This is a genomic window from Mangrovihabitans endophyticus (assembly GCF_014646155.1).
Classification (GTDB): Bacteria; Actinomycetota; Actinomycetes; order Mycobacteriales; family Micromonosporaceae; genus Actinoplanes; species Actinoplanes endophyticus.
The window spans coordinates 1-14,357 of the sequence record NZ_BMMX01000039.1 but is presented as its reverse complement, the minus strand read 5'-3'; the positions used below and the strand labels follow the sequence as shown (position 1 = coordinate 14,357).

The window sequence follows — 14,357 nt, the reverse complement described above, 5'->3', positions numbered from 1 at the left end:
CGAGACCGCGCTGGGCGGCGGGAGCCCGGCTGACCTCGGGGCGCTTCCGGGTGCCACCGCCCTGGAACAGGCTCGCGCGGCCGGGAAGTTCACCCCGGTCCATGACGCCTGGTGGGCTGCGGCCTGCGAGGCTGACGGCGAGGCGGCCGGCACTCCCGCTCTGACCGAGGTCCTACTGCTGCACCGGCACATGCCCCACGAACACGTCGTTGCCGGTCTCGCCACCGCGTCCGCGTCGGCGCGTTGGCTGCGGCGCCGTCGCGCTCGAGGCCCGTACGTTTCGCCGAGACCGACGACCGGCCCCCGCACCGCCGTGGCCGAACGCGAGCGAAGCACACGCGCGGCGCGGGCCTCGGCGGCTCGGGGCAGGACCGTGCAGTCAGGCGTTGCTGTCGTCGGTGGGTGCCGGGTCGGTGGCCTGGCCGGCGCCTCGGTGCCGGCTGGATGGTTTGACGCCGGCGAGGCGGGCGATCGTGGCCGGGTCGGCGCCGTCGGTGGTGGTGACGTTGGCGATAGCGGCCTGCCGGACCGCGGTGGCCTCCCCCACGGCCGGTTTCGGTGGCAGTGTGTGCAGGGTGAAGGCGGGGGTTTCGCGTCCGTCGACGACCAGCCGGCAGGCGGCCTGGTAGGCGTCCAGATGAGACAGGTCGTGGTCGGACAGCTCCGGCAGGGTGTGTTTGGCCAGCTGTGTGGCGTCTTCCGGCGCGCAGGTGAAGAACACCTTGTTGCGAGCGTTGGCGCTCAGGGCGAGCTGGGTGTCGCGGGGCATCTGGGTGAGGTTCTGGTGCGCCAGCACCAGCCCGAACCGGTAGCCGCGGGCTTCGGCGAGCATGTCGCCGACCGAGCCGGGCAGGTTCAGGAAGTTGTGCGCCTCGTCGATGTAGGCCACGGCGTCACGGCGGGAGCCTTCCGCGGTCCGGGTACGCGCGGTGGCGGCCTGCCAGGCCGAGGCGAGGACGAACGAGCCCATCAGCCGGGAGGTCTCCTCACCGATCTGCCCTTTCGGCAGCCGGGCGAGCAGGATGCCGCCGTCCAGCACGCGGCGCATGTCGACCGTGGAGCGGGGTGCGCCGATGCTCTGCCCCACGAACGGGCGGGTCAGGAAGCTGCGCAGCCGGGCCAGGACCGGGCCGATGACTTGCGAGCGCAGCGGCGGCGGGGTGGATTCGAACCACTGCCAGAACCCCAGCAGCCCTTCCGGGTCGTCGAGGTCGGCGGTGAACGCGGCCCGGAACTGCTTGTCCTGCAACAGCGACGGGATCAGCGTCAGCGTGGCGTTGGCCTTGCGGAGCAGGGTGAGGCAGGCCATGCGCAGGGTGTCGTCGATGCGCGGGCCCCAGTGCTTGGCGAAGATCTTCCCGAAGATGCTGACGATGTGGTCGACGACCAGGTCGTGGTCGTTGCCCTGCAACGGGTTCAGGGTCGCCCCGGCGGGCTGGTCCGGGTCGATCAGGTACAGGCGTCTGCCGGCGGCCTCGGCGGGCAGCCGGTCGATCAGGTCGTTGATCAGGTCGCCTTTGGGGTCGATGACGATGACGCCGCGGCGGGCGTGCACATCGTCGAGGATCATGTTGGCCAGCAGGGTGGATTTGCCGCTGCCGGTGCTGCCGATGAGGTGCGCGTGCTGGCGGGCGTCGGCGGCCTTCAGGGCGACTTTGTGGCCGCCGGCCTGCGCGACGCCGAGGACTTTGGTGCCGCGCCCGCCGCCGGCCACAGCGACCGGGGCCGGCATGACGCGGGCGCGGGCCCGGTCCAGGCCGGGCACGGCGAGGTCGGTCGGCAGCCCGGCCAGGGTGGACAGCTCGCCACCACCGAGCAGGAACCCGTGGCGCAGGACACGGGAGGCCAGCACGGCGGCCGGCCGGCCCAGGGGCACGCGGCGCAGCCGGTTGCGGCCGGTGTAGACGCCGAAGCTGGACGCCAGGCCGTGGGCGAGGCTGGTCAGCCGCGGGGCCACGGTTGTCGCCGTGCCGCCGGGGCCGGTGGGGGCGACGGCGTACCGGATGGCGACTTCCCACAGCGGGGCGTCGGCGAGTTTGTCGACCGCGGCGCGGGCGTCCCGCTCGCGTTGCGGGTCCGCGCCCGGCAGCCGTGCGGTCCCGCGCCCGGCCGCGGCCGATGCCGGGCGGCGCGGGCCGGACGCACCGAGCCCGAAGTCCAAGACGGCACGCAGCCACACTGCCGGATCGAGCAGGCCGGCGGCGGGTTTGCCGGTCCGCAGAGCTTGGACGCCACGGCGCAGCCGGGCGATCTGCCGGTTGGTGGCCGGGCGGGCCAGGATCTGCACGCAGGCGGCCTCGTGCCGGTGGAGTTCGGCCGCAGCCTGGATCAGAGGGCGCAGCGGGTCGGACTCGTGGTCGCGGTGCAGCGGGAACCAGGCCGGCAACAGCGGGACCAGCGCCCCGCCCCGGGCAACCGCCGTGGCCGGGATCGGGCCGGCCGGGTCGGCGATTTCGCAGGCGGCGCCGGGCCAGGCGCCGCGGATCGCGGCGAACACCGGCCCGGACGCGATGGTGGCGGGCAGCCACAGCCCGAGGCGCAGCTGACGGCCCGTCCAGCGGTACTCCAGCGCCACATGCGGACGGCCGTCGCGCAGCCGGCGCCGCCAGCCCGGCCGCAGGATCTCGGCCAGCGTGGACCACGCCACGGCGGCGCCGTCGGGGTCGACCTCGGGCGGCGGGCTGATCAGGATCAGCCGGGCATGCTCGCGGCTGCGCCGGTCGCGGCGGGCGACGAGGACCGCCCAGGCCGTCCACCCGGAAAGCAGGACGGCGGGGACGACGGCGAGCAGCCACGGCCGGTGCGCGCACCAGGCGGCGACGGCGGAGGCGGCCTGCTGAATCCACAGCCACGGCAGGGGCTCGGCGACCTCCGGTATCGGAGCGGGGCGTGCAGACGGGTGCGGGGGGAGCGCAACGGTGAACCAGAACATGACGGGAAGCCCCTTTCGCCGAACGACGAAGGGCCGAGCCCGCAAGCTCCCGCTGAGCTCACGGGCCCGGCCCATGTTGAGGACAGATGTGGAGACGGGGCGCCGCGGCGGCCTGCCGGCAGGCGCCCTACGCGTCGTCGACGTCGAGGTCGCCGCTGCAGAGCCGGTGCTCTGTGCGGGAGGCCACGGCCTGGAACCCGACACGGTGGGTGCCGGAGATCAGCAGGCCCTCGCCGCGGCGGGCCGACAGCAGCAGCCGCGCTTCGCCCGCGGTCAGCCCGAACGTGTCGGCGACGACGTCGACCGACTGCGCGGCCTGGCGCAGCAGGATCTGGGTGGCGGCGTTGGCGATGACGGCCTGCCCGAGCTCCGAGCCGAGAAGGTCACCGACGTCCTGGGTGATGACCGAGACCCCGGCCCGGCGTTTACGCGCGGACTTGGACAGCCGGTACAGGAAGGTGGCGCCGGCGCCGTCTTGGAGCAGCACCCATGCCTCGTCGACGATGACCAGCCGCCGCGGCGGCATCCCGCCGGTGGGGGCGTCGATGTCGCGCCAGATCGCGTCGAGGGCGATCAGCATGCCCGGCGCGCGTAGCTCGTCGGGCAGCTGCCGGGTCGACCACACCACCAGCTGCCCGCCCGGAACGTGGGTGGTGGGCCCGTCGAACAGGTCCTTGAACGACCCGGACACCCACGGGGTGAGCCGGGCCGCCAGCGTCCGCGCCGGATCGGAATCCTGAGCGTCGAGGCCGGCGCACACGTCGCGCAGCAGCGGCGCCTGCCGCCGCCACGTGCCCGGATCGTTGGAGATCCCCGCCGCCGTGTAGGCGGCGATGATCGCGGTGTCCAGGGCGGCGCGTTCGGCCGGGGGCGGCTGCTCGCCCAGCAGCACCGCGACCAGCGTATGCAGGAACAAGGCCCGGCGGGTGAGGGCGTCGTCGCGGCGGTCGCCGGGCGCGATGTCCAAGGGGTTGATCCGCACCCCTTTGGCCCCCAGAGCGAGGGTGGTGCCGCCGACCGCGTCCGATAGCCGGTGATACTCGTTCTCGGGGTCGATGACCGACACGTGCACCCCGGCGGCCAGCGACCGCAGCACCTCCAGCTTGACGAAATACGATTTGCCGCTGCCGGAGCGGGCGAGCACGACCGCGTTGGCGTTGTGCTGGTTCCACCGGTCCCACCAGACGACGCCGTTGCTGTCGGGGTTGAGCCCGTACAACAAGCCACCCTCCGGGGCCGGCTCGCCCGGCAACGGCGCGGGCAGGTCAGGCGACGCGAGGGGGAACATGGTGGCGACCGCGTCGGTGTCCATGACCCGGCGCATGCCGATCGTGTCGGTGGCCAGCGGCAGGCTGGTCGTCCAGCCCTGCAGCTGCCGCCAGGTGGCCGGCTGCACGTCCAGCAGCACGGACGCGGCGACCGCGCGCACGTGCGCGACCGCCTCCTGCAGCTCCCCCAGGCTCGGCGCGTGCACGCACAGGTAGAGGCCGACCCGGAACAGCCTGGCCTGGCCGCGGGCGACACGGTCGGCCAGGTCCGCGGCGTCGTCGGCGGCGGCCTCGGCGGCCGGGTCGGGCAGCCGCCCTTTCTCGGTGTCGACGCGCCGGCTGGATTCCAGCCGTGCCCGCTGCCGGCGCAGCCGCCCGGCCGCGGCGTGCGGGGTGAGCGGGTCGAGGTAGACGGCCACGTCGAGCCGGCCCGGCCACGCGAGCAGCGGGTCGAGCCAGGCCACGCCGACCTCGGCCGGGTAGCCGGTGACGATCAGGGTCGCGGCGTAGCCGTCACCGGGCTGCACGTGCCGGGGCAGGTTGACGACCGAGGCCGGTCCCAGAACCGGCGCGAGCCCGACCGAAGCCGCCGGACTCACGTCAGCACCTGTCTGTGCTGGTGGTCTGCGGGGGAACAGTTTCACGTGGCGGCTCCTTGCACGGTCACCGGCGCTCCGGGGCGGGCCCGCGGCCAGGTGACATCCCCCGGCGCGTACGGGTCGGTGGCGCAGGTCAGCACCGCCGTCGCCGTGGCGCCGTCGAGCACGACGGTTTGCGTCCCGAGCGCGGCGAGGGCGGACGCGGTGTGGTCGGCGCGGCGCAGGACGTCGGCGTCGCGGCCCTGGCCTGCCGTGGAGACCACGGCGATGGTGACGGTGCGCCACAGCGGATCCCGCTGCTCGGCCAGCTGGTCGAGGAACGCGGCGTAGTCGTACGCGGCGTCGGCCAGCTGCGGGTCGGCGATGCCCGCCGCCCGGTCGGCGACACGCTGGGCCTGACCAGACAGATCCACCCGCTGCGCCGAGACGACCAGCTGGACCGGGCCGGTGAGACTATTCAGCCACCGCCCGTACGCCTCGACCAGCACGGCCTGTTCATCACCGGACCGCAGCCCGATGTTGACCGTCGTGGCCGCGACCAGGGCGACCGCCTGGTCGCCGGTGTCGATGACGCCGGACTCGGCGATCGCGTGCGCGGGCAGCCGCAGCTGCGGCACCGCCATACCCGCACCGGGCGCCCAGCCCGGCACCGGCCGGGCCGCCACCGCGGCGTGCTGCTTCGGGCCGCGGGAGTGCCGGATCGCCGAGAGCAGCCACGCGTCCAGGCTGCGCCCGTCGCGGCGGCCCAGCGCCAGCACGATCGCGGCCCCGCCGAACGGGACCAGCACGGCGATCAGGGCCGGTGGCGGCAGCAGCGGCCCGAGCCCGCGGACCACGCCATACCCGAGGGCAGCGGCGACCGCGAGGATCGCCACCTGCCGCACCGTCAGCCCGTAAACAATCTTGTCGGGGGTGTCGACGTCGGCAGGAATACGGGCCGTCGGCGCCACGTCCGGGTCGTTACGCATCCCGGCCACCGCCCTGCGCCCGGCGGCGGGCCTTGAGATGCCGGGTGTACACGTCGACGCCCTCGGCGATCTCGTCAGGGGTGTAGGGGTAGATCGGCCGGCCGGTGGGCCAGGCCACCGCGACGACCGTCGGTTGGTCGCGGGCGTCCGGGCCCGCCGGCGGCATTGCTGGGGAAACGGCGATGTCGGTAGTCACGAGCGGTTCCTTCCAGACGGCGCGGCCGTGCCGCGGCTCGGTGCGGTGGCGGCGCGGCGGCGCAGCGACCGGGTGTAGACGTCGACGCCGCCGGCGATCTCGTCGGGGGTGTAGGGCCGGACCGGGCGTCCGGTCGGGTAGGCCGTGCCGACCACGCCTGGTCCGGCGCCGGCCGGGGGCCGTGACGGCACCCGATCGGGACGCGACGCCCGCCGCGGGCTCGGCGACGCCGGTCGCTCCGTCAGAGGCGACAGCGTCCGAACGGTTGCGGGCCGGGCACTGGCCGCGGGCGGCGGCACCGGGCGGTTCCCGCCCCGGCCAGACGGGCCGATCGGCCACGGAAGATCTTGCCTGCCGGGACCGCGCCCGGCGGCGGTCCGCGCCGCCCCGGCCCGGCCGATCCCGCGCCGCACACCGCGGGTCAGCTGCTGCACGAGCAGGACCCGCACCATCGTGGCGACCGGGCTCGGCGAGGACCTGGTGACGTAGCGGCGCATCATCGACGGGATCTTCAGGATCGCCCACAGCAGGCACAGCACGATCAGCAGCGTCATGACCGTGCCGGTCTTGCCGGGCAGGCCCAGCGCCGGCAGATCGGCTTGCGGGCCTAGGAACACCGTCATGGTGGTGTGCAGCGCGACCGCCTGGACGACCACGATGCCCAGCACGCCGAGCATGGTGCGCCACCACAGCTTCGCGGCGGGCTCGGTCTGCGGGGTGCCGTGCAGCGCCAACGCGATCGGCGCGATCCCGACGGCCACGATCAGCACCCCGACCCGCACGATCCACTGCACCAGCAGCATCGCCACCATGACCGCGATGACCAGCCCGATCAGGATGAGCAGGAAACCGCCCGGGTCGGTGCCCGGCGGGCCGGCCAGCGAGCCGGTCACGATCTGGCGCATCTGGCGCAGCGACCCCGGCGCGGTGATGGCCTGCGAGGTCAGCGCGGTCGTCACCGCGTTGGCCAGGCCGATCAGCTGCGAGCACAGCGGCATCGCGAGGTTCGCGCCGATCAGGCCGATGACCAGCCGCGGGATCAGCTCGCCCGGGCCGTACCGGGATTGGAGGGTGTCGCGGCCCAGGACCAGGATGGCCATCCACAACAGGGCCAGCACATAGCAGGTGTTCACGATCGCCAGCGACGTACGGGACACGGACTGGACCTGGGGCAACAGGGTCACATCCGGCGAGGTGAACGCGGTGGCCGACAGCAGGTCCCACAGAATGTTCAGACCGGCGATGATCACCGCGGCCAGCCAGGTGACGATCGCGTCGATCAGGCCGGAGATGAGCCAGTCAGTCATCGCTCAGCCACCGATCCAGCCTCTGACGACGGCGAGCAGGACCGGTGCCAGGATCGCCAGGGCGTAGCCGATCAGGGCCGACTTGAGCGCGGACTTGGCCTTCTCCACCTCGCCCGGGTCACCGCCGGCGGCCAGATAGCGCAGGCCGCCGACGGTCAGGAACAAGGTCGCGACCCCGAACAGCAGACCGATGATCCACCGTGTGATGTTGGAGACGATCACCGGCAGGCTGTGGGCCGCCACGATCACCGGGGCGGCAGCCGCGGAGGCCGGCACGGACACGGCCACCGCCGCAACGGTGACCGTGAAAACGAGGAGCAGACGGGAAATGTTGCGTCGCGACATGGCGGGCACCTCCCGCCCCGGAACCCGGGGCGATGACGGGATTGGGGTGCGCCGCCGGGACCCGGGGCGGGGCCGTGGGAGCAGGGCTCCTTCCAGCCGTTCGGGGATCGGGTGCGAACACGGCCCGGTCAGCCCGGCGCCACCCCGCAGGTCCCGGGGCGCGACACCGGGCCCTGTCTGCGGTCCGATGTCTTGCCCACCAAGGCCTCGCGTTGGACGGCCAACACCGTCTACGCCGCCGCGCCGGCACCCAACGCCGGACCAACACCGCCAGCCCGCCGGCCGACAGTGGCCCGGGTGCGGCGCGCCCGCAGCGGCACGAACGCTAACTCGCCCGCGACGATCGCCTCCCGCAGCCGTTTCTCCGCCCGCGCCCGCCATTGGGAGGCGAGCTGCGCGGAGATCCCGATCCGTGCGGCGACCTGCGCCAGCGTCTGATGATCCAGCCGGGTGGAGGCGATCAACGTGACCTCGTCACGGTCGAGGACCGCGACCGCGACCGCCCGGGCCAGCACCAGGTCCGGGTGGTCCCACGGCCGGATCGGCAGCACCGCACCCGCCGCGCCGGCGCGGATCAGCAGGGTGTCGGACTCCGCCTCCCGCAGCTTGCGCGCGGCACGGACACCGGCCTCCACCAGCCGCCCGCAAATCCGCGGCGTGTCGAGGTCGATCGTCGCGAGGCGTTCCAGGAACCCGACCAGCAATTCGGAGTCGAGGTCGTGGGTGTCGCCGCGCCAGCCGGCGGCCAGCAGCCCGGCCTGCCGGCGCAGACCCGGCATCGCCATCCCGACGGCCGCGACTCGCCACGCCGGTCCGTCACGCCGGGCCCGCACGACCAGTTCACGCCAGACCGCGTCCCGCACGACGCCGCCGGTGCCCGCCGACAGCAGCAGACCGCGCAGCTCATCCAGCGACACAATCCGCTCCGGCAACCCGGCGAAGCCACGCGCGTCGAACGGCACGTGGGTCGGCGCCGCGGCCAGCAGGGTGAACGCCTTCTCCGCCGCGTCCAGCGGCGTCAACGGCCAGGAAGAAGAGCAAGACATTGGCGAAACTCCCTAGAGGGCGGTGCGCCACAGCACGCGGCGCGTGAGCCGCCATTCAGGCAGCCCAAACCAACACCGGCCGCAGCAGCCGACGGCTGCTCTCTCTCGTTGGGCCAGGTCACGGGGCTCCCAGCAACCGTGGCCGGCATGACGGCCACGCCCACCCTGGTCGTCGGGCACAGCGAACAGTGCAGGCCAGCCTGCCTGTTGGAAGCCGTTGGGCGACATAGCCGGTCGCCGCCGCCCGCGGCACGCTGAGGGCGGTCAACGCCCCAGCCCGATGACCGGCCTCCGACGGAGCCGGCGGCAGCGCGCCGCGATGCTCGCCGGTAAGCGCGTGCCGACAGCAGCAAGCACCTTGGAACAATGATCACGGGCGTGCGCAGATCCGTGGCCATCCCGGGGCCCGCTTTCGGCCTGGCGCATGCGGTGCTTCCCTCCGCTGGGACGGCTCCCAGCCAACGGTCGCCGTTGCCTGCCCTGCGCTGACGGGCCACCCGCACAACAGCGCAGGTCAGCCCGCCAACACGGCCATCCATGTCGAGGGCCGACGCGAATCCAACAGCCGAGCGCCCGCACGGGTTGGGTACGGCCACAGCGCCGTTGGGTCAACGCCCCTGATGGGCGCCGCCTCGTTGGGTCACGCCCGCCGCCGACGACGACGGCGTGTTGGGCGGTGTTGAGCGTGCCGCCGCGCGCCGGTCCGGCGATTGCCAGCTCCGCGGCGCCTTTAGTGGAATGCGAGCACGGCCAGTCGGCGCGGGAGCAACCCGCCCATGACAGCCCACGACACGAATCAGCCCGACGGACCACCGTCCCGTACCAGCACGCCAGCCGACGCCCCTGTCCCCTACACCGGTCGCGACAGGGCCACCGTCATCATCTGGCGCACCGCCGCCGACTCCCCCGGCGACACCGACGCCGGAACAGACGCCGGAACAGGTGACGCCAGCACCAGTCCGCTGACGCCACGCCTGGCGCACCACCTCGTCGCCATCTACAGCGACGTGCACAGCACCGTCCTCGACTTCGACGCCGACATCCACCTGCAACACGCCGCCGAGGCAACCGGCCGGACCTACACGACAGCCACCGACACCACCGGACCCAAGCCGCTTGCCCACCCGTCCCCGGCAGCGGCGCTGATCCTGCTGCGCTGGCCCCGCCCCGACACCACCGACGTGAACGCCGGCAACCTGCTCAGCCGCTGTCAACAGCACCTCGCCGACGACGGCAGCACCATCGTCGTCGTCACGGCCACCCAGCCAGGCGCCGACACCACCAGCTACCACCACCACGAGCAGGTCCTGCTGGCCGCCGTGCAGACCGCCGGACTCCGTCACCTGCACGACATCGTCCCGATCGACGCCGCAGACGGCCGGGACGCCTTCACCTACGCGACCGGCAAGCGCACCGCCAGGCACGCCAGCTCCGATGACACACGACACGGCACCGCCACGACCTTGATGATCTTCGGTCACCCCCGGCGGCGACCGTGACACCCCGCGAGGCGCTCCCTGTCAGGGACGGCCGCACGGCTCTGTCACCCGCGACACCGACGCCGCGCAGCGCGACAGAACCGTCAGCGCAACCATGTCACCCGCGGCACCGCTACCCGCCCCGACGTCAGGGATCTGTCGCCAGGCGACAGAGACGACCGGCCGACCCTGCCAGCGCATGAGTCACGTTGTGTTGCCAAGTCCAGCCATCGCCTCATCAAATCAGCAGAACGAGGAGAACAAGGCCCGTGGCCAGGTGCATCCCGCTCACCGGGGCTCACCATGAGCCGGCCCGGCACGGCCTGGGCGCCGGACCCGTTGCTGACCATCGACGAGGTCGCCGCCTGGATTCGCAAACCCAAAGCGACCCTCTACAGCTGGCGCAGCCGCGGGCTCGGCCCGTCGGCAATCCGTGTCGCGTGCTGCGCTGCCGGCGCAGCGAGGTCGAGCAGTGGCTCGAGGACCACACCGACCGGACATGAACGGCCGCGCCCTTGCCTAGACCCCCGCTCCCGATCGGCACCTGGGGCAAGATTCGCCGCGACCAGCTCGGCGACCGCCCGCCGAGGCGTGCGTTCCCCGCCGACAAAGCCGATCGCCGTGATCCGCCGGTGCACCACGTCGGCGCGGATCCGGCCACCCGAGCGGGCGACCAGCTCCTCGATCTTGTCGATGAAGTCGTCGATCGGCCGGACCCGCTGCGCACGCTCCTGCGGGCTGCGTCCCTCCGCCCGGAACTTCACATACCGGGCCACGGTGTGGTGGTCACACCCCGCCAGCTCAGCCGCCGCACGGTAACTACCCTTGGGGCCGTAGGCCTCTAAGATTTCCGCGATCTCCCTTATACCCCGTTGGGCCCGCGGCCCGCCCCCGGCACCGTGCAGACTTCCACGTGCCACGTCGCAGGCACTGACCGCTACCTCGGTCAGGCGGTCCACCATCCGGCGGGCCGTCTCGGTGATCTCGCGGGGGACCACGCCATTCGGCTCCGGAGAAGCGGCGGCCCCGGCCAACATGCACAGCCAGCCGCGTTTGGGAGTAGTGGGCCGCAGCGCTCAAGCGAGCGCGTCGACCAACTCTCGTAACGGTCGCCGCCCCTGCTCCAACCGCTTCAGCTACTCTTTCGATACACCCGCAATGCCAACCAGCTCATCGCGTCGCAGGCCGGGCACCCGCCGCACGATAGGCAGCGACGCCCGAACCGCGGCCCATCGGGAGTGACCCAATGGGCGCAGGGTCCGCAGCAAGGTGCCGAAGTCGTCATCCCGCCACGCGGCCCCATTACGTCAGTCGCGAGCGAGGCGCGGGCCGCCGGGAACTGCGGCGTCCACCGCGTCTATCGGCTCCATGTAGAACCGAGACCGCCGGATCAGACCGTCACGAACCGTAATAACGATGACACCCTTGAGGTCCTGCCCAGCGGCCTTGGTGTAGTACCACTCACCCCACACCTCGTCGCCCACTTCGACCGCCTGCGTCATCGCCACCGTGATCTCCGGCGACAACTTAAAGATCCTCTCCCAGTTGCGTCGTACCTGCTCCGGCCCAACGAGGTCCCGGCCCGGATGCGCCGGCCACTCCCCCGAGAAGTCCGGCCCGAAACACTCCGCCACCCCGTCGAGATCGTGCCTGTTCAACGCGCCAATCAGGCGCTCCACCACAGTGTTGCTCATGGACAAACACGCTAGTCAGACTCCCGTATCCTCACCAGGGCCAACCTGTACCACTCGTGCTGCAGCTGAGCCGCACAGACGATCAGGCGGGACATGAGCGTGGCGATTCCGTCGCGCACCAACCTCCGTACGCTGGCAACCACGAACCCGGCGGCTTTCGTGAGCGCGTCAAGACCGGCCGAGACCGCGCCGGGAGATCCCTCGATCAAGCTACCGTCGTTGACTCTGCGGTAGATGCTCTCGACTCCCTGGGCGATCCACACCCGGGGCCATGGGTCGACTGACGAACCTGCCGTTGCAACCAGCGCATTGCCCGAACTCATCGGGTCTTCTTCAGCCGGTCGGCCGCCTTGCCGCTGGCCGTGTCGTAGCCCGCCGCCGTCGACCGCAACGCATCTGCGGTGTCGCGCGCCGCAGTGACCGCGCTGCCGAGGCCGTCGACCACCTGCGCTTGCAGGTCATACAGTAGGGTCGGCACGAACTGGCACAGCTGTCCATATGCGCCGGAGTCAACTTGGACTGCCACGCCAGCCTGCTTCGCGGTGTCCAAGCCGTCACCGATCCGCTCAACCTTGGCGGCATGCGAGACGAGATCAGACATGCTGATCTGGAACTAGCCGCTCACCCGTCACCCTGCAACCGCCGCAGCGCCAAGTCGTCGATCGGCTCATCGAGAGCCATCTCACGGTAAGCGCCACATCGGCCAGGGAGAAGGGCGGCTGCGCTGGACTGCCTCGGGCGGCTGCTTACACACCATTAATGAGGCAAAGCCGCAATACTGAATAGGCCGAGCTCAGAGGCGTCGATTGCGGCCTCCGCCATCGGCCTGGGCGGACCCTGACGATGACAGCTCGCTGCTCAGGAGGCACGCGCCCTCGATGAGAAGAACAGGTGCATGAGAACCCCGCGAGCGATCGACGAGCGTGCCAATCACTCAACGGACGAGGCGGCGAACCGATACGCATCGATCCTCAGCTGAGACACATCAGTGTCTCTGGAGAACCGTCGAATTTGACCTCGTACTGTGGGATGCTGGCGGTCCGTGGCTCCAACAGGCTCGCGGCAGGAACAGCGCGCATCGGGTCGACAGGCGGCTTGAGCAGGATTTACCTCCCGAGGATCACTCGAAAGGTAAACGGCTGCGGCACTGGCCGCGGCCGAATCGGGTATTGTCCACCTGCACGGCTGGGCGGCGATCCGCGCCCTCCCCCTCGCGTACGTCTTGCAGGGCGCCGACCTGGCAGGACCTTGCCGTCTGCTCGCTGTCTTCCTCGGTCGGGCCTGAACAGCTGGTCGACCTCGGCCCGCCAGGTGACGACTACGGCGGGCAGAAATGCAGGCCGGCATCGGCCGTTGCCCGCTGCCCCGAGTTGCATCAATTGGCGAGGTCGGTCCCGGCGACACCTCGATGCCCGGGTCGGTCGGGCGCCGCCCCACAGTTGATCGCGCATCCTCGGGGGGTGTCCCTATGGGTTCTGTCAAGCAGCCAGGGCAAGCTTCTCTGCTGGTTTGTGCTGATAGGGCGTTCCGGTGCGGAGCATGGCGTGCAGGACGTCGACGCGACGCCGTGCAAGGCAGATGAGAGCAGCGTTGTGTTTCTTGCCTTCGGCGCGTTTCCGGTCGTAGTAGGCCCGGCTGAGCGGGTCGGCCAGGGCCGCGAACGCGGACAGGAAGAACGCGCGTTTGAGCTGCTTGTTACCGCCCTTGGGTGGATGCTCACCGCGGATGCTGGTGCCCGAGCGGCGGGTCACCGGGGCGAGACCGGCGTAGGCGGCCAGGTGGCCGGAGGTCGGGAACGCGGCGACGTCACCGACTTCGAGCAGGATCCGGGCTGCGGTCCTGACCCCGATGCCGGGCATCGAGATCAGGACCGAGGAGAGAGGGTGCGCATCAAGCATCTCCTCGACCTGGCCGGCGACTTGGTCACGCTGTTTCAGCAGCTCCCGCAGGCTGCCGGCCAGCCTCGGCAGGATGGTCTCGGCTGCGGTGCTGCCAGGGACGACAACGGTCTGGGCGTCCAGGGCGGTGAAGATCTGCTCGACCAGGCGGGCACCCATGCGCGGAGCTCGAGGTTTGATGATCTCGGTGAGTTTCGACCGGCCGGTCTTGCGCAGCCCGGCCGGGCCACCACACCGCGACAACACTTCGAGGACGGCGGGATGCTGGACTTTCGGGCCCAGTACCTTCTCCAGCGGCGGGTGGATCTGGGTGAGCAGGCCACGGATGCGGTTGGCGATGCGAGTGACCTCACCGGCCAGGTCGTCGTCGTAGCCGACCAGCATCTCCAGCTCGGCGAGGGCGTCGTCGCCGGCGTCGACCCGGCGCAGCGTGTGCGGCAACGTGCGGGCGGCGTCGGCGATCACCCAGGCGTCGCGGGCGTCGGTCTTCGCCGTGCCGGGATGCAGATCCGCGAGGCGGCGCATGACCAGACCGGGCAGATAGGCGATCTGATGCCCGCACGCGCGGGCGACCGCGACGGGCAGGGCACCGATCGAGGCGGGCTGGTCGACTACGGCCAGGATCC

Annotated in this window: 11 protein-coding genes and 1 pseudogene; 1 reads left to right on the top strand and 11 read right to left on the bottom strand. The window is 71.8% G+C overall.

Annotation, left to right across the window (positions count from 1 at the left end; genetic code table 11):
• Positions 1-379: 379 nt before the first annotated feature.
• The 7 genes from IEY73_RS26995 to IEY73_RS26965 all read right to left on the bottom strand — a co-directional run bounded on the left by IEY73_RS26995 (position 380) and on the right by IEY73_RS26965 (position 8,661).
• Positions 380-2,932 (bottom strand): type IV secretion system DNA-binding domain-containing protein, encoded by a 2,553-nt coding sequence (locus IEY73_RS26995; protein WP_189082141.1) that lies wholly within the window; start codon positions 2,930-2,932, stop codon positions 380-382.
• 127 nt (positions 2,933-3,059) lie between these two features.
• Positions 3,060-4,799 (bottom strand): VirB4 family type IV secretion system protein, encoded by a 1,740-nt coding sequence (locus IEY73_RS26990; RefSeq protein ID WP_189082179.1) that lies wholly within the window; start codon positions 4,797-4,799, stop codon positions 3,060-3,062.
• A gap of 41 nt (positions 4,800-4,840) precedes the next feature.
• Positions 4,841-5,767 carry a PrgI family protein gene (locus IEY73_RS26985; protein ID WP_189082140.1) on the bottom strand — a complete coding sequence of 309 codons (927 nt, stop codon included), beginning with the start codon at positions 5,765-5,767 and terminating at the stop codon, positions 4,841-4,843.
• Entirely contained in the window at positions 5,760-5,963 is a 204-nt protein-coding gene (locus tag IEY73_RS26980) for a hypothetical protein (RefSeq protein WP_189082139.1), read from the bottom strand. The genes IEY73_RS26985 and IEY73_RS26980 overlap by 8 nt, the downstream gene beginning before the upstream one ends.
• Positions 5,960-7,270, bottom strand: coding sequence for a TrbL/VirB6 family protein (locus tag IEY73_RS26975; protein WP_189082138.1), 1,311 nt, complete (start codon positions 7,268-7,270; stop codon positions 5,960-5,962). The genes IEY73_RS26980 and IEY73_RS26975 overlap by 4 nt, the downstream gene beginning before the upstream one ends.
• 3 nt (positions 7,271-7,273) lie before the next feature.
• Positions 7,274-7,615: a pilin gene (locus IEY73_RS26970; protein ID WP_189082137.1), complete on the bottom strand. Its 342-nt coding sequence runs from the start codon at positions 7,613-7,615 to the stop codon at positions 7,274-7,276.
• 230 nt (positions 7,616-7,845) lie between these two features.
• On the bottom strand, positions 7,846-8,661 hold the full coding sequence (locus IEY73_RS26965) for a hypothetical protein (RefSeq protein WP_189082136.1): 816 nt from the start codon (positions 8,659-8,661) through the stop codon (positions 7,846-7,848).
• A gap of 776 nt (positions 8,662-9,437) precedes the next feature.
• Here IEY73_RS26965 and IEY73_RS26960 point away from each other — a divergent pair.
• The gene (locus tag IEY73_RS26960) at positions 9,438-10,160 is read left to right on the top strand and encodes a hypothetical protein (protein ID WP_189082135.1); all 723 of its coding nucleotides are present in this window, start codon (positions 9,438-9,440) and stop codon (positions 10,158-10,160) included.
• Between the two features lie 539 nt (positions 10,161-10,699).
• Here IEY73_RS26960 and IEY73_RS26955 read toward each other — a convergent pair.
• The 4 genes and pseudogenes from IEY73_RS26955 to IEY73_RS26940 form a co-directional block, all read right to left on the bottom strand.
• Positions 10,700-11,005 (bottom strand): annotated as a pseudogene (locus tag IEY73_RS26955) (IS21 family transposase); the annotation flags it as partial.
• Between the two features lie 441 nt (positions 11,006-11,446).
• Positions 11,447-11,833: a nuclear transport factor 2 family protein gene (locus IEY73_RS26950; protein ID WP_189082134.1), complete on the bottom strand. Its 387-nt coding sequence runs from the start codon at positions 11,831-11,833 to the stop codon at positions 11,447-11,449.
• 319 nt (positions 11,834-12,152) lie between these two features.
• The gene (locus IEY73_RS26945) at positions 12,153-12,434 is read right to left on the bottom strand and encodes a type VII secretion target (protein WP_189082133.1); all 282 of its coding nucleotides are present in this window, start codon (positions 12,432-12,434) and stop codon (positions 12,153-12,155) included.
• A gap of 877 nt (positions 12,435-13,311) precedes the next feature.
• Positions 13,312-14,357: IS110 family RNA-guided transposase (locus tag IEY73_RS26940; protein ID WP_189082132.1), on the bottom strand; the 1,046-nt coding region annotated here is incomplete at its 5' end.